At 55.3% G+C, this 21,700-nt stretch carries 16 protein-coding genes, 1 tRNA gene and 1 pseudogene; 7 read left to right on the top strand and 11 right to left on the bottom strand.

Going from position 1 to position 21,700, the window contains the following annotated elements; genetic code table 11:
• The 9 genes from NP596_RS11935 to NP596_RS11895 all read right to left on the bottom strand — a co-directional run.
• Window positions 1–286: hypothetical protein (locus NP596_RS11935; RefSeq protein WP_256615589.1), on the bottom strand; the 286-nt coding region annotated here is incomplete at its 3' end.
• Window positions 287–797: 511 nt separating this feature from the next.
• On the bottom strand, window positions 798–1,649 hold the full coding sequence (locus tag NP596_RS11930) for an urease accessory protein UreD (RefSeq protein WP_256615588.1): 852 nt from the start codon (window positions 1,647–1,649) through the stop codon (window positions 798–800).
• 14 nt (window positions 1,650–1,663) lie between these two features.
• Window positions 1,664–1,972: a hypothetical protein gene (locus tag NP596_RS11925; protein ID WP_256615587.1), complete on the bottom strand. Its 309-nt coding sequence runs from the start codon at window positions 1,970–1,972 to the stop codon at window positions 1,664–1,666.
• 30 nt (window positions 1,973–2,002) lie between these two features.
• Window positions 2,003–2,776: an ABC transporter ATP-binding protein gene (locus tag NP596_RS11920; RefSeq protein WP_256615586.1), complete on the bottom strand. Its 774-nt coding sequence runs from the start codon at window positions 2,774–2,776 to the stop codon at window positions 2,003–2,005.
• Window positions 2,776–3,585: an urea ABC transporter ATP-binding protein UrtD gene (gene urtD, locus NP596_RS11915; protein ID WP_256615585.1), complete on the bottom strand. Its 810-nt coding sequence runs from the start codon at window positions 3,583–3,585 to the stop codon at window positions 2,776–2,778. Before urtD ends, NP596_RS11920 begins: the two co-directional genes overlap by 1 nt.
• Window positions 3,582–4,694 (bottom strand): urea ABC transporter permease subunit UrtC, encoded by a 1,113-nt coding sequence (urtC, locus tag NP596_RS11910; protein ID WP_256615584.1) that lies wholly within the window; start codon window positions 4,692–4,694, stop codon window positions 3,582–3,584. The genes urtD and urtC overlap by 4 nt, the downstream gene beginning before the upstream one ends.
• A 178-nt stretch (window positions 4,695–4,872) precedes the next feature.
• Window positions 4,873–6,582 carry an urea ABC transporter permease subunit UrtB gene (gene urtB / locus NP596_RS11905; RefSeq protein ID WP_256615583.1) on the bottom strand — a complete coding sequence of 570 codons (1,710 nt, stop codon included), beginning with the start codon at window positions 6,580–6,582 and terminating at the stop codon, window positions 4,873–4,875.
• Between the two features lie 134 nt (window positions 6,583–6,716).
• Window positions 6,717–8,021: an urea ABC transporter substrate-binding protein gene (gene urtA, locus NP596_RS11900; protein WP_256615582.1), complete on the bottom strand. Its 1,305-nt coding sequence runs from the start codon at window positions 8,019–8,021 to the stop codon at window positions 6,717–6,719.
• A gap of 87 nt (window positions 8,022–8,108) precedes the next feature.
• Entirely contained in the window at window positions 8,109–9,341 is a 1,233-nt protein-coding gene (locus tag NP596_RS11895) for a hypothetical protein (RefSeq protein ID WP_256615581.1), read from the bottom strand.
• A gap of 185 nt (window positions 9,342–9,526) precedes the next feature.
• Here NP596_RS11895 and NP596_RS11890 point away from each other — a divergent pair, with 185 nt between their 5' ends.
• The 4 genes and pseudogenes from NP596_RS11890 (at window position 9,527) to NP596_RS11875 (ending at window position 16,077) form a co-directional block, all read left to right on the top strand.
• Window positions 9,527–10,267, top strand: a complete 741-nt coding sequence (locus tag NP596_RS11890; RefSeq protein ID WP_256615580.1) for a hypothetical protein — start codon at window positions 9,527–9,529, stop codon at window positions 10,265–10,267.
• Between the two features lie 468 nt (window positions 10,268–10,735).
• Window positions 10,736–11,280, top strand: a pseudogene (locus NP596_RS11885) (REP-associated tyrosine transposase).
• Between the two features lie 487 nt (window positions 11,281–11,767).
• Window positions 11,768–15,145, top strand: a complete 3,378-nt coding sequence (locus NP596_RS11880) for a hybrid sensor histidine kinase/response regulator (protein ID WP_256615579.1) — start codon at window positions 11,768–11,770, stop codon at window positions 15,143–15,145.
• Complete coding sequence (locus NP596_RS11875; RefSeq protein ID WP_256615578.1) at window positions 15,142–16,077, top strand: response regulator transcription factor; 936 nt, start codon at window positions 15,142–15,144, stop codon at window positions 16,075–16,077. The genes NP596_RS11880 and NP596_RS11875 overlap by 4 nt, the downstream gene beginning before the upstream one ends.
• A gap of 95 nt (window positions 16,078–16,172) precedes the next feature.
• Here NP596_RS11875 and NP596_RS11870 read toward each other — a convergent pair.
• A tRNA-Phe gene (locus NP596_RS11870) sits at window positions 16,173–16,248 on the bottom strand.
• A 258-nt stretch (window positions 16,249–16,506) separates the two neighbouring features.
• Here NP596_RS11870 and NP596_RS11865 point away from each other — a divergent pair.
• Both NP596_RS11865 and dhaK read left to right on the top strand, forming a co-directional pair.
• Window positions 16,507–17,310, top strand: a complete 804-nt coding sequence (locus NP596_RS11865) for an HAD-IIA family hydrolase (protein WP_256615577.1) — start codon at window positions 16,507–16,509, stop codon at window positions 17,308–17,310.
• 15 nt (window positions 17,311–17,325) lie between these two features.
• Entirely contained in the window at window positions 17,326–18,312 is a 987-nt protein-coding gene (gene dhaK, locus NP596_RS11860) for a dihydroxyacetone kinase subunit DhaK (RefSeq protein ID WP_256615576.1), read from the top strand.
• 45 nt (window positions 18,313–18,357) lie between these two features.
• Here the strand turns inward: dhaK and dhaL are convergent, their stop codons facing one another.
• Window positions 18,358–18,993, bottom strand: a complete 636-nt coding sequence (gene dhaL, locus NP596_RS11855; protein ID WP_256615575.1) for a dihydroxyacetone kinase subunit DhaL — start codon at window positions 18,991–18,993, stop codon at window positions 18,358–18,360.
• Window positions 18,994–19,227: 234 nt separating this feature from the next.
• Here dhaL and NP596_RS11850 point away from each other — a divergent pair, with 234 nt between their 5' ends.
• Window positions 19,228–21,627, top strand: coding sequence for a tetratricopeptide repeat protein (locus NP596_RS11850; protein ID WP_256615574.1), 2,400 nt, complete (start codon window positions 19,228–19,230; stop codon window positions 21,625–21,627).
• Window positions 21,628–21,700 lie beyond the last annotated feature (73 nt).

The following is a 21,700-nucleotide window of genomic DNA, read 5'->3' as shown; positions in this document are numbered from 1 at the left end:
TTAAAAAGTAATCAATCGAATTCCTTCTGTTTTTAAACTCAAATAATGATTTTCTTAAAAGGCCTTCAACAAAGTGGTCATAAAGTCGAGAGTTTTTTGAAGTAGTAGTATCAAGATCGATATGTCTATTATTAATGAATTCGGATAAATAATTTAACCCAAAAACAAATTCTTGAGAGTCATTTAGATACCTGATGTTTGTTGCGTGAATGCAACCGCTTTCAATGATTCCCTTAAATCCACTGATACTTGTATAGTGATATAAGGCTCGTACGTCTTTTGTCATGACTTTGGTAGTCCTAGATTTAATGCCCAATGTTGGCAAATTTTCCCGCCGTATCAAATTAGGGTCGTAGGATGTGCTGAACGAAGTGAAGCGCATCGTTCGCGACAGATGCGCCTCCTAACGTCGGCGGCATCCTACAATAGAACTTGATACCCAAAATACAAATTTATCCAACCACTTTTCTTCGCGCGACGGGTTTAACCCCCTGATGCCGCGCCGAGCACCGGAGGGTTTGAGCGGATCAGCCCGCAGGGGCGATGCAAGGATGCATCGCGTTTTACGCAGGGGCTGGGAAGCCCCTTCGGAAAACTCCGTTCAAAGCCTTCGGAGCGCAGGACTCAAGCGGCATGGGGTGCCGTTTTCTTTGGGTACTTTCTTTTGGGCAAGCAAAAGAAAGTACCTCGGCTGTCGGGCTGAGACCCGACATTAAAATAAAGCCGTCGCGCTAGCGACACAAAGCCCCTCTCCCACAAAGGGGAGAGGGAGCTGAAAACCTAGCAAAAACAAAACCTCATGTCGCCCAAATCCTCGGCGCACAAACCGCCTTCCCAACAACATCAACCCTCACCAATCCCCAAACCTTCTCAAAAAAACCCTTCAACAAATCCGCCCGCCTATCCAAGCCCCGACAAATCAACAAACCCTCAATCAAGGTCACCCCGCGATTAGCCTCGTCACCAATCAATTCCTGTGCCGCCGCCAACTGCCAAGCCGTAGCCGGATAAACAAACAGCGTCCCGCATGCCGAATGCCCAAACAAACCCCAGCGGGCTTGAAACGCTTCCGCATCCAGGCGCAAGCGTTCCAGGTAAAGCAAGCGCCCGGCGTAGCTGATGCGCCAGTTTAAGTTGGCGGTGCCGTTTTCGAAGCCTTCGCCGGCAGCCGGGCGGCCCAAGGCTAATATTTCCCAGCCGATGAAGTGGGCCTGATCGGCCAAGTCGATACTCATGGTCGAATTTAACCGCGCACCTTCGTAAACAATCGTTTCCTGCGGCAGCCATTCCAGGCTGGCGTTTTCGGCGACCTGGAGATTCACGTTCTGCCGTGCCTCGCCGCCGCCGCTGCGGTAAAACTTGCCGGCGGCCGGGGTGGTGATCAGCGCCTGCGCATCCGGTTCGACAGTGGCGGTTATGCTTAACTGATCGCCGGCCACGATGCCGCCGGGTGGGTGCAGCAAGTACACATGACAGACGCCGCCTTCCGGATAGAAGGGGCGTTGCACGGTCAACGGGCCGCGATGTTCGCGTTTGGCCAATACGGTTTTGTCGCCGCGTTGTGCAAAGCCCAAACTCAATTCCGCTTCCCATGCCGATGAAGCGTTTATGGCATCAGAATTGGGTGAGACAGCGAAGTCTGGGCGCATGGCGTTGAGGTGGTTTATTTACAGTTATTAGCCTTCGGCGCGAGGGCTGTTTTCAATTTAATAGCGGGTCGAGCCGGGATAGAACTTATCCGGCGCCGAGCTATGTGCACTATAACCGGCCCAAGCACCAAACCCAAAATCAATGCGCCAATCAGCGGCGCCGGTAGATATGGAATTTCCAATACCGGATGGATTAATGCGCGGGTCAATTGCAGGATGTTGCCGCCTTGCATCATGGCCTCGTGACTGTCGTGTGCTTCGCTGCGCATCGACCAGACCAAAAGCAAGGCGCCGAAAGCCGATAGATATTTTTCAGAATTCATCATAAGTTCCCCCAATGGATTTAATTGCGTTTACACCGTCAAATACCGCTTCACCATGTCATCCGCCAGTTCGTTCATCGCCCCCACCGCCACGTGCCGCCCCCGGTCCATGATGCAGAACTGATTGGCGACCTTGCGCGCAAACGGCAGTTTTTGTTCCACCAGCAACACCGTTACACCCAGCTCTTTGTGGATGCGGTCGATGGCCTGATGGATTTCGCCGGCTTCCGGTTTGGGTATCGGGGTGGCCACGCCGCGCGATTTGTTCAAGCGAATAATCACGTCGCCGATTTCGCTGACGATATTGGGTTGTATGCCTTCGGTCGGTTCGTCCAGAATCAGCAACCGGGGCTGTAGTACCAGCGCCCGGCCTATGGCCAGTTGTTGTTGCTGGCCGCCGGACAGGTCGCCGCCGCGCCGTTTCAGCATTTGTTTCAACACCGGGAAAATCTCGAAGATATGGTCGGGGACCTTTTTGATGCCGTGTTTGTTGGCGGCGCGCAGACCGGTTTTCAGGTTCTCTTCCACGGTTAGCAGCGGAAAAATTTCCCGGCCTTGCGGCACGTAGCCTATACCCAGTTCGGCGCGCGATTCGGCCTTGGCTTTGGCCAGTTCCACACCGTCGAAGTTTATGCTGCCATCCTGTACCGGGATCAGGCCCATGACGGCTTTCAACAAGGTGGTTTTACCGACGCCGTTGCGGCCCATCAGGCAGACGCAGGCGCCGGCCGGTACCTGTAAATCAAGATCCCACAGGGTGTGGCTGGCACCGTAAAATTGTTGTAATGCGCTGATGTTTAACATTATCCCCCCAAATAAACCTGAATGACGCGCGGGTCGTTTTGCACTTCGTCCATACTGCCTTCGGTCAAAACCGAGCCTTCGTGCAATACCGTCACCTTGCGGGCGATGCTGCGGACGAACTCCATGTCGTGCTCGACCACCACGATGGAATGCCGGCCTTGCAGCGACAGCAACAATTCGGCGGTACGCTCGACTTCCTGGTGGGTCATGCCGGCGATGGGCTCGTCGACCAGCATGACCTTGGGTTCCTGCATCAACAGCATGCCGATTTCCAGCCACTGTTTCTGACCGTGCGACAGGATGCCGGCCAATTGATTTTTCAGGCCGGCCAAACCGATCAACAGCATGACTTCCTGTATCCGCTCGCATTGCTCGCCGTTCAGTTTGCTGAACAGAGTCGGCCAGGTGCGTTTATCGGTTTTCAGGGCCAGTTCCAGGTTTTCGAACACCGTCAAGGCATCGAACACGCTGGGTTTTTGAAACTTGCGGCAGATGCCGGCCTGGGCGATGGCGGGTTCGTCCATCTTCAGCAGGTCTATGGTCTGGCCGAAAAATACCTCGCCGGTATCCGGGCGGGTCTTGCCGGTAATCACATCCATTAAAGTGGTCTTGCCGGCGCCGTTGGGGCCGATCAGGCAGCGCAGTTCGCCGTCGTCGATATACAGCGATAAATGATTCAGCGCCCGGAAACCGTCGAAGCTGACGCTGACATCTTCCAGGTACAGAATCGGGCCGTGGCGGGTGTCGACTTCGCCGTCCAACGGCAGGCTGGCGCCGGATTCTTGAGTAATGTTGGCCGTGATCATCATGCCGGCTGCTCTCCGCTAGCGTTAAGGGTGAGGTTGGGTTTGATTCGGCGATGCAGCAAGCCGACGATGCCGTCGGGCAGCAACAGCGTCACCAGAATAAAGGCGCCGCCCAGGCAAAACAGCCAGGCGTCCGGCATCAAACCGGTCAGTACGGTTTTGGCGTAATTCACCAGCACCGCGCCGATAATGGCGCCGTACAGGGTGCCGCGTCCGCCGACCGCCACCCAGATGACGATTTCCAGCGAATTCAGCGGCGAGAATTCGCTGGGGTTGATGATGCCGACTTGCGGCACATACAGCGCGCCGGCCAGGCCGGCCAGCATGGCCGCGAATACGAACACCCATAGTTTGAACAATTCCACCCGGTAGCCCAAAAAGCGCACCCGCGATTCCTGGTCGCGGATCGCGGTTACCACCCGGCCCAACTTGCTACCCACGATCCAGCGGCACAACAATAGCGCACCGATCAGACTCGAGCCGGTCAGCAGCAGCATCATGGAACGTACCGCTTCCGATTGAATATTGAAACCCAGGATGTCTTTAAAATCGGTCAAGCCATTGTTGCCGCCGAAGCCCATTTCGTTGCGGAAAAAAGCCAGCAGCAAGGCATAGGTCAAGGCTTGGGTGATAATCGACAGATAAACCCCGGTGACGCGGGAGCGGAAGGCCAGCCAGCCGAATACGAATGCCAATATCCCCGGCGCTAAAAATACCATCAGCATGGCAAAACCGAAGTTTTCGAAGCCGTACCAATACCAGGGCAGTTCGCTCCAGTTCAAAAACACCATGAAGTCCGGCAGTTCCGGGTTGCCGTACACGCCGCGAGTGCCGATCTGCCGCATCAGATACATGCCCATCGCATAGCCGCCCAAGGCGAAGAAAGCCCCTTGGCCCAGCACCAGGATGCCGGCATAACCCCATACCATATCCAGCGACAGGCCCAGCAGCGCAAAGCACAGGTATTTGCCGATCAGCGAAACCGAATAGGCGGAAAAATGCAGCGGCGAATCTGCGGAGGTAATCAGATTGCAGAAGGGGATGATCAGCGTCACCGCCGCCAGCGCCATCAACACCGAGGCGTAGGTTTTGTCTTGTTTTAAAAAGTTCATATCGGTTCCGTCGCGTTGTGTGGGGGGATTCCCCGCTGTTGATATCTGTTCCGCGTGGGCACTTGGCGTGCCCACCCTACGTGTTCAGTAGGCCGGAATAAGCCGATAGGCGTTTCCGGCGAAAACCGGACTGACTTGCCGGAAACGCTACGCTTATTCCGGCCTACAGTTAACGTGTTTAACCATCCGCCGCCCGGCCTTTTTGCGGGAACAGGCCACGGGGTTTTTTCTGGATGAACAAAATGATGAACACCAGCACCAGAATCTTGGCCAATACCGCGCCGGCGTAAGGTTCCAGAAACTTATTGGCGATACCCAGCGAGAAACCCGCTACCAGCGTGCCGAACAGATTACCGACCCCGCCGAACACCACCACCATGAAAGAATCCACGATGTAGGCCTGACCCAAGTTCGGGCCGACGTTGGTAATCTGGCTCAAGGCCACCCCGGCCACGCCGGCAATGCCGGAACCCAAACCGAAGGTCATCGCGTCCACCCGCGCGGTTGGTATGCCCATGGCCTTGGCCATGCCGCGATTTTGCGCCACCGCCCGTACTTCCAGGCCCAGTTTGGTGCGCTTGAGGATTTGCAGCAGGGCGGTAAATACCAGCAGGCAGAAGACCAGGATGTAAAAGCGGTTCCAGGTCAGCGATAAAAAATCGTTGATTTGCCAGGAGCCGCTCATCCAGTCCGGCGTCGACACGCTGCGGTTCAGCGGCGAGAAGATGGAACGCACGCTTTGTTGCAGAAATAAACTGACGCCGAAGGTGGCCAGCAGGGTTTCCAAGGGCCGGCCGTACAAAAAACGGATGATGCCGCGTTCGATCGCCACCCCCACCAATGCGGCGACCAAAAAGGCCATCGGGATCGACAAAATCAATGCCGTGCCTAAGTAGTTGGGCAGCAGTTGCTGCATCACATAAGTGGTGTAGGCGCCCAGCATCATCAGTTCGCCGTGCGCCATGTTGATAACGCCCATTACCCCGAAGGTGATGGCCAGGCCGATGGAGGCCAGCACCAGCACCGCGCCCAGACTGAGACCGAAGAAAACCGTTTCGATGGCGGCGTAGTTTTGCAAGCGGCTTTCGATTTTTTTCACCGCCGCCTTGGCCTGTGCCGCCACTTCGGGATCGGCCACCGCGTCCGGTTCGGCCAGTTCCCGTAAACGGTTATAGGCACTCTGATTGTTGATGTTTTTCAGCGCCTCGATAGCGGCCAAGCGGGCCGGTTTATCGTCGCTATTGATGTCTTGCAGCCATAATGCTTCCTGAATCGCCGCCAAAACGGCGGCATCGCGTTCCTTTTCCAAGCGTTTGCGCAACATTTGCAGGGCCTTGTCGTCGGCATCCTTGGCAATCGCCTTGACGGCTTCGAGCCGCATATCGGCGGAATCGGCATTCAGTTGCAAACCGCCGACGGCCTTGCGCAGTACGCTACGCAGTTTGTTGGTGAGATTAAGTTTGCCGACCGCGTCGCGCTCCACATCGGCCAGTACCGCCTTGCCGTCGAATGGGTCCCGCAGGTTGTAACCCTTGGCGCTTTCGCTGGCGATCACCAGACGCGAATCGGCCTTCCAGTCCATCAGTTGCCCATCCTGCAGCGCTTGCAGCAGTTTCAAGTTACGGCCGTCTTCTCCCAATTGCTCGATGGCCTGTTCGCGCTCGGCCATGCTGCCGATACGCAGTTGCTCCAAGGGCTGCGGCAATGTATCCGCGGTTTCCTGCGCCGCCGCGTTGACGCAGAAGGCTAAAAAAAACATAAGCCATAGCGTGGCCCATGTTTGCGGTAAAAGCGATTTGAAAACAGCGCCGTTACGCCGTAACGAACCGGCAACCGGCTCGGATATGGGCAGTGTTTTTAAATCGTTTTCGAAGTGGTTTGTCGTCATCGTCATGTCCTGGTGAAATGAGCGTTCGGCTTGCCGTTAGCGCCAGCCTAAGTCCTGTCTTTATCCTTACTTCCACCCTTGGAGTTTTAAAGTCCGGGGTAGGGTGGGCACATCGTGCCCACCGGTTAAACGGCTTAGTAATTTTGGCCTGAACACTTTTTGGTTTTGGTGTTGTAATTGCCGCAGCTGATCGGTGCGGTCCAGTCGGCGATGATGGGTTTGCTTTCCGGCAGGTAGTCGGACCAGGCGTCGCCATCAACCACCTTATTGGTTTGCCAGACCGTGACGAATTGGCCGTCGTCCTGAATCTCGCCGATCAACACCGGTTTGCTGATGTGATGGTTAGGCAACATTTTGGCGATGCCGCCGGTCAGGTTGGGGAACTCGACGCCGATCAAGGCTTTTTGTACCGCATCCGGGTCGGTGGTGCCTGCTTTCTCGACCGCTTTCACCCACATGTTGAAGCCGATGTAATGCGCTTCCATGGGGTCGTTGGTGACGCGTTTGGGGTTTTTGATGTAGTCCTTCCATTGTTGGATGAAGGCGGCATTTTTGGTGGTGTCCACGCTCATGAAGTAGTTCCAGGCCGCTAAATGTCCAACCAACGGCTTGGTGTCCATGCCGGACAATTCTTCCTCGCCGACCGAGAATGCGACCACCGGAATGTCTTGCGCCGATACGCCCTGGTTACCCAATTCCTTGTAGAAAGGAATATTGGCGTCGCCGTTGATGGTGGACACCACGGCGGTTTTCTTGCCGGCCGAGCCGAATTTTTTGATATCGGCGACGATGCTTTGCCAATCGGAATGGCCGAATGGGGTGTAGTTGATCATGATGTCCTTCTCTTTGACGCCCTTGGCTTTCAAGTACGCTTCCAGAATTTTATTGGTGGTGCGCGGATAAACGTAGTCGGTGCCGGCTAGAATCCAGCGTTCCACTTTTAAATCGTTCATCAAATAATCGACGGCCGGAATCGCTTGCTGATTGGGCGCCGCACCGGTGTAGAACACGTTTTTGGAGGATTCTTCGCCCTCGTATTGCACCGGGTAAAACAGGATGCCGTTCAGTTCCTCGATAACCGGCAACACGGATTTACGCGATACGGAGGTCCAGCAGCCGAAGATCGACGCCACCTTGTCCTTGGTCAGCAACTCGCGGGCTTTTTCGGCGAATAACGGCCAGTTCGAGGCCGGGTCGACCACCACCGCTTCCAGTTTTTTGCCCAACAAACCGCCTTTTTTGTTTTGTTCGTCGATCAGCATCAACATGGTGTCCTTCAGCGTAGTTTCGCTGATAGCCATGGTGCCGGACAGCGAGTGCAGCACGCCGACCTTGATGGTGTCTTCTTCGGCGCGTGCCGAGCCGGCAGTAGCCAACAGCGCGGCGGACAGCGCCGCGGCGGTTGCCAGTTTATGGAAGGAATTGCTTAGTATTTTCATCGTTATAGTCCTATGTCGGGAAGAAATCTTGGCGATATGCCGCCGGTTTTGCGTAGGGTGGGCATCTAGGCGATGCCCACCCTACGCTTAGATTTGCCATTGGAAACCGAGCATCATTTGGCTGACGCTTTCGCCGGCGGCGGTGGATTTGTAGTTGAGGCCCTTGGTCAGCAGGTCGCCGTATTGGTAGCTCAAGGTGATTCTGGCGTTGTGGCCGTCGATGACGTAGTTGACGCCGCCTTCGTAGACTTCGCGGCTGGCGCTGGCGTGGGGTTCGACGTTAACGTAACGCAGGTAAGGCTGAAATTGGCCGATGCCGACTTTTTGCGGAAACAGGTACATGGCGCTGGCGTCGAAAGCATTGCCCTCGAACATGTCGAAACCGCCGCCGGCATCGCGAGAGGCCTGGCTATAGCCGTCGGAGATACCGTAGTTTTTGTACTCGCCGTTCACGGTCACCACGCCGCCGCCGGACAGAACTTTTTCCATCAACACATCCACGGTGGTGCCGCGAAAATTGCCGGAATCGGTGGTGATGCCGGCGCCGTCTTCCTGGTATTGGTTGGAAACGCCGACGGTTAAAATATCGCCACCGGTACCGTAATAGGTGCCGGAAGTGTAATAACCGGGGTTTTTCTCCACTTCCCAGAAGTTGTAGGCAAAGCGTTGTGCGTACAGGATGTTGTCGTTGACGTTGGCACCGCCGCGCAAGCCGCGAAAGAAACCCACCGCGTATTGGAAGCGGCCGTTGAACGCCGCGCCCCAGAACGTGGCGCCATCGTCACGGCCGAAGGAACCGGCCGAGGTGCCGTCGGATTTGATCACCACATTGTAATCGGCCGGTTCGAACGGGGTGCCGGCAGAGAAAATGTTGTATACCGCGCTGTAAAAAGGACCGTTCATTTCCCGGCGTTCGGCGGGCACCAGCATCCGGCCCACCCACAAGTTCGCGTAAGGGGTGATTTCGAATTTTCCGATCGCATCCAGCACCCGCACCTCGCCGCCGTTGCCGCAAGTTTGGCAGTCGGTGTTGAATTCCACTTTCAGATATTTGTGGATCTGGCCGTTGATGTATAAACGGATGTTATCCAGATTGAAATCGTTGTTCCATTTCTCGCCGTTCGCCCCCGCCGCGCTGTCCTGGGCCCGGAAGCTGGTACGCAAGCCGGCGCCGACGCTGACCCATTTTGTGTCGTCGATTTTGAACGTCGCGCCCGCCGTCGCATCGCTGCCGTAGCCCATCGTCAACGCGGTTACCGCCAATCCGGTCAATAGCCGGTTTTGCCGGCTCCCTGCTGTCTGTTGCTTAAACCCATTCATCATGTATCCCCTATCTGGATTGAAACCTGCCATGACCGGACGGCCTTGGCGTTTAAAAACTTCGGGACAGATTTTTGAATTTGTTCACGCTTCCCACAATCGGGCGAATGACTGATCAGTTATTTGACGTATGGCCGTAAAATCCCGGCTTACGTACAGTGCGAAGCAACTTGGGGAGAATGAATATGAAGATTTGCTCTATAACGCGCGCCGCCCGATTGGGTATGTTGATCGGCGCTTTGATGTCGGCCAGCGCCTTGGCCGATACGCCGGTAGGCGGTGACAGTATCAACGCGATTCAATTCGAATTAGCGGATGAGAATCTGCAACAGTTCGGCTTTATGTTATCCGCGCCAGAGATTGCCGCCCGGGTGCGCGGCAATCTGGCGGAATGGGAATATCCGTTTCCGGAGCACGGGCCCTATAGCCATAGGCTGCAGGCCCAAGTCGGCGAGATCGTGCATGGCGACACGCCAGTGGGGTTTTCGTTTTCCAGCGGCAATTCCGATCCGCGGGCCATGGATTTTCAGAAGGCCGACGTGCTACCGGTCGAATGCGTATTTCGCCGCGGCGACAACGGCGCGGTGATCGCCGAAGCTAAATCCACCTTCAGCGCTCACGCGCTGAGTGCCGAGCACGGACAGGCGCACGTCACCGACAAACTGGTCGATCAAATCAGCACGGCTTGTTTGAATTTACTGGAAGACCTGCCGCGCCCGCAAAGCCAAACGCGCGTTCACACCAGTCTGTTTAAACCCAAATGGATGCCGGACGTGCGGGTGGAAGTGAAGGAAGTGCCGGTTGTGCCGGCCGGCGATGCGGCCGCCACGGCGATTAAACCGAATAATGTCGAGGTGAAGAAGGAAATTATTATTCATAATCAGGGGACGCCGGTGATATTTACGTTTGGGCATGAACGTAGGTAGGTATTGTGTCGCTGGGGCTACGGTTGTTTGAAGTCGGGTCTCGGCCCGACAGCCGAGGTACTTTTCTTTGCTCCGCCAAAGAAAAGTACCCAAAAGAAAGGCGGCACCATGCCGCGTTAATCCTGCGCGCCGAAGGCTTTGAACGGGGTTTTCCGAAGGGGCTTCCCAGCCCCTACGAAAAACGCGATGCATCCCTGCATCGCCCCTGCGGGCTATTCCGCTCAAACCCTTCGGTGCTCGGCGCGGCATCAGGGGAATAACCCCATCGCGTGAGAAAAGTTGGTCGATGATTTTGTAAGTCGTGTTTCGGATTATGTTGTAGGATGCTGCCGACGTTGGGAGGCGTATCAATCGCTATTGATACCGGTCACTTTGACTAGCATCGTAGGGTGGGCACATGCTGTTCGTGCCCACGCGGAATAAACCATAACGCTTGAATTAACCGTCACGACATAACCGCCGAAAACAATGTCCCGTTACCGCCGGTCGCAAACACCTGGTGCAACGTATTTTTTTACGGTGGTGACGTATCGGCGGCAAGCGATTTTGTGCGATGCGCCGATACGCGAGGCTTTGCGTAATGCGATTGCGGCGGTGCGGGCCAAACGGCCATTTACCATTAATGCATGGGTGTTGCTGCCGGATCATTTGCATACGATCTGGACCTTACCGCCCGGCGATGCGGATTTTGCCACGCGTTGGGCGGTGCTCAAACGGCGGGTGAGCGTGGCATGCGCAAACGAATATCGGCGGGCGGATTGGATTAATCCTTCGAAACAAAAACATCGGGAATCGACGATATGGCAGCGGGGGTATTGGAGCATTAAATCCGGGACGAAAACGATTTTACCCGGCATATGGATTACATGCATTTCAACCCGGTCAAGCACGGCTATTGTAAACAGGTTAAAGAATGGCCTTATTCGACGTTTCATCGTTATGTTGATCAAGGCGTTTATCCATTGGATTGGGGAGGCGGCAACGTGGATGATAATTTGGTTGCGGGGGAATGAGGTGTCCGCGTGGGCACGAAACAGCCATGTAGGCCGGAATAAGCGTAGCGTTTCCGGCGAAGTGGAACGCCAGAAACGCCTATCGGCTTATTCTGGCCTACGAATTTCGTTTTGTTGATTGACCCAAATCCGTCTGATAGCGGGAAGGTTTTCCTCCCGTTATTCCGCCCCGAGCATCACAGCTTTTGGCGAATAGGGCCCGATAGGGGAGCGGCATGGATACCGCTCGTTTTCGCAGGGCCAGGGATGGCCCTTCGAAAACCCTCGTCAAAAGCGACAAATTTGCCGGGAGAAAATTTGAACAGCCGATAGGCTGGCCCGCAGGGCGAAAACCACGGATGGTTTTCGTAAAAGCACAGGAATCAGGCGGAATCCGGGTGGCCTTTCTTTTGGTGACTTTTCTTTGGCCAAGCAAAGAAAAGTCACTCGGCTGTCGGGCCGAGACCCGACTTAAAAAGTCCGTCGCGTTAGCGACACCAAAAACCACATGAAATCTATCCACCAAAACATCACCAAAATTCGCCGCGACTACAACGCCCTGGTTGCCAACGAAACCCTGGAAGACTATGCGTTGCGGTTTGCGCCGCGCAGTTTCCGCAAGTGGTCGGAGTTCGAGGTGGCCAATACCGCGTTCGGCTCCACGTCGTTTTTGGTGCTGGAGGCCATCGGTGGGTTTTTATCCATCAATTACGGCTTTACCAATGCGTTTTGGGCGATTTTGATCGTGGGCATCGTGATATTCATCACCAGTTTTCCGATCAGTTATTATGCCGCCACCTATCATATCGATATGGATTTGCTGACCCGTAGCGCCGGCTTCGGCTATATCGGTTCCACGGTGACGTCGCTGATTTATGCCTCGTTTACCTTCACGCTGTTTGCGCTGGAAGCCTCGATCATGTCGTTGGCGCTGGAACTGTATTTCCATATTCCCTTATGGATAGCCCATATCGTTAGCGCGGCGATTGTGATTCCGTTGGTGACCTTCGGCATCACCACCATCAGCCGCATGCAGTTATGGACTCAGCCGCTGTGGTTGCTGTTGTTGATCGCGCCGTATGTGGCGGTGGCGATGCGCGAGCCGGAAGCGCTGCAAACCTTGGAAAGCTATTTCTGGATAGCCGGCAGCGGGCAGGGTTTCGAATGGTTGCTGTTCGGCAGCGCGGCCACCGTGGCGTTTTCCATGGTGGCGCAGATCGGCGAGCAGGTGGATTTTTTGCGTTTTTTGCCGGATAAAACCCCCGACAATAAGCTACGCTGGTGGACGGCGATGCTGACAGCAGGGCCGGGTTGGGTCGTCTTCGGCGTGATGCGCCAGCTGGCGGGGGCCTTGTTGGCGCATTTGGCGATACGGCACGGCATCGGCCCGGAGCACGCCCATGAGCCTACCCAAATGTACCTGGTGGCGTATAACGAGTTGTTCGAAAACCCGCAATGGGCCTTGGCGGTGACCACGCTGTTCGTGGTGCTGAGCCAGATCAAGATCAATGTCACCAACGCTTACGCGGGTTCGCTGGCCTGGTCCAATTTTTTCTCGCGGCTGACGCACAGCCATCCTGGCCGGGTGGTCTGGCTGGTTTTTAATGTATTGATCGCGCTGTTGTTGATGGAATTCGGCGTGTTCGGCGCCTTGGAAAAAGTGCTGGGGCTATTTTCCAATATGTCGATTGCCTGGATCGGCGCGGTGGCGGCGGAATTGATGATCAACAAGCCGCTGGGTCTCAGCCCCAAGATTATCGAATTCAAACGCGCCTATCTGACCGACCTGAATCCGGTCGGGATTATTTCCACCACGATTGCCTCGCTGATTTCCATACTGGCCTATGTGGGACTGTTCGGCGAATATCCCAAGGCTTTTTCGGCCTTCATTGCCTTGGGTCTGGCCTTTGTCGTGACGCCCAGCGTGGCCTGGCTGGCGCGGGAACGCCAATATCTGGCCCGCGACCGCGAAGCCGGTAACGCTCACTCACAGACTAAATGTTCGATTTGCGAAAACCACTTCGAGCACGAAGACATGGCCCATTGCCCGGCATATGCCGGCAGCATTTGTTCCTTGTGCTGCACGCTGGACGCGCGTTGCCTGGATGTCTGCAAGACCGGCTTCCGCTTCGAGGATTATCTGGAGCGGGTGGCGCTGCGCTTTTTGCCGGCGGCGATGAGCCTGAATGCGCGGCTGCGCCTGTTGCGTTTTGTGTTGATGTTTTCCTTTCTGTCGGTATTGACCGGCATTTTCGTCAGCATTATTTATTATCAGGATTTGTTGAGCGTACAGCAGAATCCGGCCGCCTTCGATTTGCTGCTTTATAATTTTTTTAAAATCTACGCAGCGTTGTTGGTGTTTATCGGCTTATGTACCTGGTTGCTGATTCTGAGCGCGGAAAGCCGGCGGGTGGCGCATGAGGAAACTGCCAAACAAACCCAGTTGTTGTTGCAGGAAATCGAAAACCACAAAAAGACCGACAGCAAGTTGCAGCAGGCCATGAAAATGGCGGACAGCGCCAATCAGGCCAAAAGCCGGTTTTTGTCCAGCATGAGCCACGAGATTCGCTCGCCGCTGAACAGCATTCTCGGCTATGCGCATATTCTGCATAACGACCCGGAAATACCGGACAACCGCAGACGGGCGGTGGAAACCCTGAAACGTAGCGGGGAGCATTTATGTTCGCTGGTGGAGGACATTCTGGATATTGCCCGCATCGAAGCCCGCAAGTTCGACCTAAAGTATCAACCCATTCACTTCCCGGATTTTATCGAACATCTGCAGCACAGCTTTCAGGCCCAAGCCGAACAGAAAGGCCTGTGCTTCAAATGCGAGTATGTCAATACGCTGCCGGAACGGGTGCGAGGCGACGAAAAGCGGGTAGGGCAGATTTTGATGAATTTGCTCGGCAATGCGGTCAAATTCACCGCGCGGGGCGAGGTGATATTGCGCATCGGTTATAGCGGCGGCGTGGCCAATTTTCAAGTAATCGATACCGGCAGCGGCATCGACGAAAAACAATTGCAGAATATTTTTCAGCCGTTTACCCGGGTGAATAATCCTACCGGTAACGCCGAGGCCGGCAGCGGCTTGGGTTTGACCATCAGCAAGATTATGACCGAGCTGATGGGCGGCGAGTTGACGGTGAAAAGCCGGCCCGGCGAGGGTTCCACTTTTAGCGTGCGGTTGTTGTTGCCGAGCCTCGGCGCCGAAGCCGAACCCAACGCCGATACCAAAATCGTCGGTTATCTGGGCCGCCGCCGCAAAATACTACTGGTGGACGACCAGCGCGAGCATAGGGAATTGTTGCTGGCCATGCTGGAACCCTTGGGGTTTTATTTAACCGAAGCCTGCTCGGGCGAAGAGTGTTTGCTCAAGGTCGCCGAAAATCCGCCCGATTTGGTTCTATTGGATATTTCCATGACCGGTATCAACGGCATCGAAACCGCGATTCAATTGCGCCAGCAAGGCTGGTGCATGCCGGTGGTTGTGTTAAGCGCCAATGCGTACCCGACCGACCGCCTCGCCGCCCTGAACGCGGGCTGCACGGATTTCCTCTCAAAACCCATTAACGTGGATGAACTGTTGGAAAAATTGAAAGTGCATCTGGTGCTGGAATGGCTATATCAGGACAAGCGGCCGGCCAAACCCCTGCCGGGTTCTACAGCCATAGAGGCGCCGCCGCTGTCACTGATGGAACCTTGCATAGCCTTGGTGCGTATCGGCGATATGCACGGTTTGAAACAGACGCTTGAACAACTGAGCGAAACCGAGCCGGACTACGCGGCGTTTTTCGCAAAACTCAAGGGACTGGCCAACGCCTTCCGGATAGCCGAGATCAGGAAACTATTGGATATGCCCGCCATACAGGAGACGCGACGATGATGGAAGCTTCCGTTCACAACGGCACGGTGTTGATAGTCGACGATACGCCGGGCAATCTGGCGCTGTTGTCGGATACCTTGGCGGACGCGCATTACCGGGTATTGGTGGCCATAGACGGCAGCGCGGCGCTGGAACAAATTCAATACGTCAAGCCCGACATCATTCTGCTGGATGTGATGATGCCGGGTATCGACGGCTTCGAAACCTGCGCCCGGCTGAAAGCCGATCCCGAGACTGCCGCCATTCCGGTGTTGTTCATGACCGGCCTCAGCGAATTGGACGACTTGTTGCGCGGATTCGGCGAAGGGGCGCTGGATTACATCGTCAAACCGATCCGGCCGGCCGAAGTGCTGGCGCGCATCGAGGTGCATTTAAGCCAAACCCGCAACCTGCGGCGCGCCGAACAATTGCTGGCCAATGGCGAATTTGCGGCCGTGGCGGTGGACGGCGTCGGGAGGATAGGCTGGCTGACGCCGGCCGCCGAAGTCTGGCTGGCCGACTTCAACGCCCGGCAAGGTTTGCAACAGGCCTGCCGGGTAAAGGATCTATTGCCCGGCAAAATGCTGGATTGGTTTCAAACTTGGCGGCAGGGCTCGGAGCGTACCCATGCCGAGTCGGACGAGCAGTGTCTGACGCCGGGGTTTACCGCCAGTATCCGCGCTTGCGAACATCCGGACGAATACATGCTGTTGCTGCAGCGCGATGAGAACAATGCCGAGTGGGACTTACAGGCTTTGCGTGGCAAGCTGAAACTGACCTTCCGCGAGGCGGAAATTCTGATGTGGATAGCCCGCGGCAAAACCAATAAAGAGATCGGCATCATCCTCAATACCAGTCCGCGCACCGTCAACAAGCATCTGGAGCATATCTTCGAAAAGCTGGGCGTGTCGACCCGCGCGGCGGCGGTGGCAATGGTGCTGGAGCGGAGCTGACGGCGCGGATCCGGCTTTGATTTGAAGTGGTGGAGAGAAGGCGAGCTCGGACCGGCCATGGAGCCGGAATCCGGCAAAAATGCCGCATCGAAAGATGGTGCCCAGGGACAGAATCGAACTGTCGACACGAGGATTTTCAGTCCTCTGCTCTACCGACTGAGCTACCTGGGCCCGTCAAGAGCCGCGCATTAAACAGGGTTATTGCGGTTAAGTCAACAATAAAAATGGATCCCTGGTTGTCCATGCTGTAGCGATGCGCCGGTTTTTAGAAAATGCTAGCCAAATCAAGCGGCACGCCGAGCCCGCGCTGCTGCCATGGCGCGTCCGCGCACAGGCTTCATGCGGGCGAGTTCGAATAAAGCGGCCTGCTGGACAGCCCAGGTCGTTTATGCAATTCTGTGCCACTTATTTTTGCTATGTAGATTCATTATGCAAGGTTTTACCGATATTGGCGGCCTCATCATCGACATGGACGGCGTGCTTTGGCACGGCGAGCAAGCGTTGCCGGGATTGACGGCATTTTTCGATACGCTGAGAGACTTGAAACTGCCGTTCGTTTTGGCTACCAACAATGCCAGTATTACCGCGGAGCAATATGTCGCCAAATTGTCCGGCATGCGGGTTGAAATCGGCATCCGGGAAATATTGACGTCCGGCATGGCCACGGCCTTGTATTTATCCGAGCGGTATCAACCGTCCGAAACACGGGTTTATGTGATCGGCAGCGCCGGTTTGAGGCAGCCTCTGCTGGATAAGGGTTTCATATTAGCCGGCGAACAGGAACCGGAAGCCGTGCAACTGGTCGTCAGCGGCTTGGATAAAACCTTGACCTGGGAAAAATTATGTAACGCCGCGCTGCACATTCAAGCCGGCGCCGACTTTTACGGCAGCAACGGCGATGTCACGCTGCCGACCGAGCGCGGTTTTCTGCCCGGCAATGGCGCGACTCTGGCGGCCCTTACCGCGGCAACGGGGGTTTCGCCCATCACTATCGGCAAACCGGCCCCCATTATTTATCAACAAGCATTGGCGATATTGTCGTTGCCTCCCGAACGGGTGGTGGCTATTGGCGATAGGCTGGATACCGATATTCTGGGCGCGGTCAGGACGGGTATCCGCAGCGTGTTGGTCTTGTCCGGTATTTCGCGCGAAAGCGATATGCAACGGCTTGATTACGCCCCGACCTGGGTGATGCGGGATATTCGGGAACTGACTACAGCTCTGCGCCAATAACAAAAGGAGACAGCTATGAAAAAATTTATCGATAACCCCGCCACTTTATTGGAAACCAGCTTGCAAGGCTTTGCCAAGGCGCACGCCGACATTGTTGAATTACATACTGAACCGAACTTTGTCTGCCGTAAGCAACGTAAAAAGGGCAGGGTGGCTTTGATTTCCGGCGGGGGTTCCGGGCATGAGCCGTTACACGCGGGGTTTGTCGGCTACGGCATGCTGGATGCCGCCTGTCCTGGCCAAATTTTTACCTCCCCCACGCCCGACCAGATGCTGGCGGCGGCTGAAGCGGTTGACGGCGGGGCCGGCGTACTGTTTATCGTCAAAAATTACGCCGGCGACGTCATGAATTTCGAAATGGCCGCCGAAATGCTCGTAGGCCCGAATGCCAGCGTATTGGTGAACGATGACGTTTCGCTGCCCAAGGACCATCCGATCGGCCGCCGGGGCGTGGCCGGCACCGTAATCGTGGAAAAAATCGTCGGCGCCGCCGCGGAGCAAGGTTACGACTTGGCCGCCTGTAAATCTCTGGGCGACCGGGTGGTGGGCGCCACGGCTTCCATGGGTATTGCCTTGAGCAGTTGTACCGTGCCGGCATTGGGCCGTCCCACCTTCGAGATAGCGGAGGACGAAATCGAAATAGGCGTGGGCATCCACGGCGAGCGCGGCCGGGAAACCGGCAAACTGGTAACGGCCAGCGAGATGGTCGAGCAAATTGCCGGGCATATTCAGGAGGAATTGAATCCCGGGGCAGGTCAGGCGGTTTTATTGCATGTGAACGGATTCGGCGCTACGCCGCTGGTGGAGTTGCATTTGGTGTACGAGTTGGCGTGGCAATATTGGCAAAAACGCGGCCTGAATATCCAGCGTGCTCTGGTGGGAAGTTTCACCACTTCGCTGGACATGGCCGGTTGTTCGCTAACCCTGACGTTATTAGACGAGGAAATGCTGCGTTTGTGGGATGCGCCCGTCAACACCGCAGCCTTGCGCTGGGGCTGCTAAAGGATACGATAACCGAAGGCGGAAGATGGCTTCCGCCCGCCAGGGTTATTCGGTGGATCTGATTTGCCGGGCAATTGCCGCTATCATCAATTGAGCGGTTTTGGCGCCAGCGTCGATATGGCCTTTGCTGCGCTCGCCCAGAAACGAGGCGCGGCCCTTGGTGGCCAGCATATCGCGGGTACTTTCCACCCCGGCTTCGGCCTCGGCGCAGACCGCGTCTAAAATAGCGTTTAAATCCTTGCCCTCGGCCACGCTCCGCCTTAGGGTTTTGGCTACCGGCACCCAAACGTCCAGCAGGGTTTTTTCGCCCACATCCGCTTTGCCGCGTTGCTTGACCGCTTCCACCGCTAGCGGCAAGGCCTCGGCAAAAGTCCGCAGGTCCGCCGGCTTGTCCTTGGTGTTTTTGTGCAGGCCGATAAATAAGGTGGCGTATAGAGAGCCCGATGCGCCGCCTATCGCCGCCATCACCGTCATGCCGATTTTTTGCCAGGCCGCCGGCCAATCCAGCGCGGCGATTTCCGCGCAGTGGCTTTGCAAGGCGTCTATGCCGCGCTGCAGATTGAATACATGGTCGCCATCGCCTATGGCTTGGTCCAATTCGGTAATGCTATCGGCATGTTGGCTGATGGTGGCGGATATTGCGGCTATCAAAGCGGGGAATTGCGCGGGGGTCAGCGGCATACGGGCTCCAGGATGGCGGTTTTCTCGATAGCGCGAGAATAGCGCTTGCCAACCGGGGTGTCCAGCGCAATGCTTGGCAAAAGCCGTGCTGCTGCGTCAACTTGCCGCACCAAGGCACCGTTATTTGGGGTAAATCCGCCCGTTTCCGAACGCCAAATCAGTTAAAATTGAACAAGCAGTAACGTTATCCCGGATCAAATCCAAAAACCCGTAGCAAATGGAATCGAGATGTACATGACAAGTAAAAAGACTATTCTGAAAAATCTAGGCATTGCTGTATTGAGTACCGGACTGGTGGCCTGCGACGGCGCCGATGAACGTAAAGCCAAATACATGGAGGAAGGCAGCCAACTGTATCAAGCCGGCGATTACGAAAAAGCCCAACTGGCGTACAAGAATGTGCTGCAAATCGACCCTAAAAATTGGGAAAGCCGTTTTCAAATGGCCGAAACCCTGAGCAAACAAGGCAAAATAGAAAAGGCGTTTAAAGAATACAATACCGTGGTGGCCAATGATGAAAATCATGTCATGGCCCGGGTCAGGGTGGGGCAGCTGTTATTGCTGAATCGGGCCATCGACGAGGCCGAAAAAATGGCCAACGAGGCCTTGGCCAAGGAACCCGACAATGTCGAGGCCCTAGTACTGAATGCCGGCGTGCAAATGTCCAGAAACAATAGCGATGCGGCGATTGCCTCCGTCGATAAAGCCCTGCAAAAAAGCCCTGACGATGCGTCGGCTATCTTGATGCTGGCTTCCATCAAGGTCAAAAACAATCAAGTGGACGAGGCTGTCACGCTGTTAAAGCAGGCAATAGAGAAAAAGTCCGATAGCGTGCCGCTGCGTACCATGCTGGTGGGTATTTACGCCCGCAATAAGCAACTCCCCGAGGCGGAAGAATTATTGGGGTCCATCGTCAAGATTCAGCCGAATGAAGTGCAGCATTATAAAAATCTGGCCTTGTTTCAGGTGGGTACCCAGCAACTGGATAAAGCCGAAGCGACGTTACGCGACGCGGTGCAAAAGCTGCCCGAAAACGAAAATGCCAAAACCAATCTGATCGATTTCTTGGTCGAAAAGCGCGGGGTGGAAGTGGCGATAGCGGAATTGTTGCCGTTAATCGAGCAAAAACCCGATGACTATGCGCTGAAATTTAAATTGGCATCCTTGCAATTGGCCAATAAACAGGCCGACAAGGCCGAAGAAACCTTAAAGCAAGTCATCGACGCCGATAAATTGGGCCCGAACGGGTTATCGGCCCGCAATAAACTGGCGGCATTTCATGCGGCCAACAAACGCGTCGATGATGCCAAGGCTTTGAACAAGGAAGTGTTGGACGCCAATCCGCGGGACGGCGAGGCCTTAACCTTACGCGGACAGTTCGCCTTGGCGGAAAATAAAATCGACGACGCGATCGGCGATTTTCGCGCGGTATTGGTTGACCAACCGAATAACGCCAATGTATTAAAACTATTGGCGGCGGCGCATTTGCGCAATAAGGAACCCGAATTGGCCAAGGAAAATATGGAAAAAGTGGTGGCTATCGCGCCGGGCGATGAAACCGCGCGCTTGGACTTGGCCAACTTGCATCTGCAGGCGGGTAAGGAAGACCTGGCCAGGCAGCAAATCGCCGAACTGCTGAAAGCCAACCCGAAAAGCCGTAAAGGCCTGGAAAGCCTATTCAAATTGGAAATAGCCAAAAAACAATGGGATAAAGCCCAAGAGGTCGCCAAGCAGGTCCAGCAAACCTTTCCCGATGACGCGTCCGGTTTTTATATGTCCGGCTTGGGTTATCAGGCGGAGGGCAAGCTGGATGCCGCCATTGAGGCTTTGAAACAAGCCTTGGCCAAAAAACCGGATGCCATCGAGCCGTTGACTGAAATAGTCAAAACCTACATGGCGCAAAAACAGCCGGCCAAGGCGGTTGCCGAGTTGCAGCAAGTGATGAAAAAATATCCCGATCATTTTATTGCCTATAACTTGCTGGGCGGTATTTATCTCAGCGAGCAGAAATTTGCCGATGCCAAGACCGCTTTCAACAAAGCCGTGCAGATCAAGCCGGAATGGTTCAGTCCTTACCGCAACCTGGCTCTGTCCGAGTTAATGCAAAAAAACAAGGCGGAAGCCATCAAAATCTATACGGCGGGGATAGAAAAGACCAAGGGGGCCATGGAATTGGTGGAAGATTTGGCCAGACTGTATCATGCCGGCGGGGAACACGATAAAACCCTGGCTTTGTATGAAGACGCTTATAAACGCTATCCGCAGTCGGCGTTGGCGGTCAATAATTTGGCCAGCTATTTGTCCGATTATGCCGATAGCCCGGAAAATCTGGAGCGGGCCGCTAAAATGGCGGAGCCGTTGGCAAAATCCAATAACGCCAACTTTCTGGATACGGTCGGTTGGATAGCCTACAAGCAGGATAAGCTGGACCTGGCCGCGGAACTGCTGTCGAAGGCCTTGCAAGCGGCGCCAGATTCGCCGATTACCAACTTCCATATCGGCATGCTGTATGTTAAGCAGAATGACAAAACCAAGGCCGAACAGCATTTACAAAAAGCGCTGGATTCGAAAGCCAAGTTCGACGGCATGGACGAGGCGAAACAGGCGCTGGAAAAAATCAAGCAGGGCGGTTGATTTTAACGGATGCGGGATACCGCCGTAGCGGCGGCATCCCGATTTTCGCCTAAAGCTCTCGGGCTTTGCCGCC

The sequence above is a fragment of the Methylomonas rivi genome, assembly GCF_024505165.1.
Taxonomy (GTDB): domain Bacteria; phylum Pseudomonadota; class Gammaproteobacteria; order Methylococcales; family Methylomonadaceae; genus Methylomonas; species Methylomonas rivi.
Note: the sequence above shows the minus strand (reverse complement) of the source record. Positions and strands in the feature narration are given on the sequence as shown.

Bases quoted from the DNA above. Each gene is read 5' to 3' on its own strand.
- NP596_RS11930 (WP_256615588.1), bottom strand. From the start codon at position 1,649: ATGCGCCCAGACTTCGCTGTCTCACCCAATTCTGATGCCATAAACGCT.
- NP596_RS11925 (WP_256615587.1), bottom strand. From the start codon at position 1,972: ATGAATTCTGAAAAATATCTATCGGCTTTCGGCGCCTTGCTTTTGGTC.
- NP596_RS11920 (WP_256615586.1), bottom strand. From the start codon at position 2,776: ATGTTAAACATCAGCGCATTACAACAATTTTACGGTGCCAGCCACACC.
- urtD (WP_256615585.1), bottom strand. From the start codon at position 3,585: ATGATGATCACGGCCAACATTACTCAAGAATCCGGCGCCAGCCTGCCG.
- urtC (WP_256615584.1), bottom strand. From the start codon at position 4,694: ATGAACTTTTTAAAACAAGACAAAACCTACGCCTCGGTGTTGATGGCG.
- urtB (WP_256615583.1), bottom strand. From the start codon at position 6,582: ATGACGACAAACCACTTCGAAAACGATTTAAAAACACTGCCCATATCC.
- urtA (WP_256615582.1), bottom strand. From the start codon at position 8,021: ATGAAAATACTAAGCAATTCCTTCCATAAACTGGCAACCGCCGCGGCG.
- NP596_RS11895 (WP_256615581.1), bottom strand. From the start codon at position 9,341: ATGAATGGGTTTAAGCAACAGACAGCAGGGAGCCGGCAAAACCGGCTA.
- NP596_RS11890 (WP_256615580.1), top strand. From the start codon at position 9,527: ATGAAGATTTGCTCTATAACGCGCGCCGCCCGATTGGGTATGTTGATC.
- NP596_RS11880 (WP_256615579.1), top strand. From the start codon at position 11,768: ATGAAATCTATCCACCAAAACATCACCAAAATTCGCCGCGACTACAAC.
- NP596_RS11875 (WP_256615578.1), top strand. From the start codon at position 15,142: ATGATGGAAGCTTCCGTTCACAACGGCACGGTGTTGATAGTCGACGAT.
- NP596_RS11865 (WP_256615577.1), top strand. From the start codon at position 16,507: ATGCAAGGTTTTACCGATATTGGCGGCCTCATCATCGACATGGACGGC.
- dhaK (WP_256615576.1), top strand. From the start codon at position 17,326: ATGAAAAAATTTATCGATAACCCCGCCACTTTATTGGAAACCAGCTTG.
- dhaL (WP_256615575.1), bottom strand. From the start codon at position 18,993: ATGCCGCTGACCCCCGCGCAATTCCCCGCTTTGATAGCCGCAATATCC.
- NP596_RS11850 (WP_256615574.1), top strand. From the start codon at position 19,228: ATGACAAGTAAAAAGACTATTCTGAAAAATCTAGGCATTGCTGTATTG.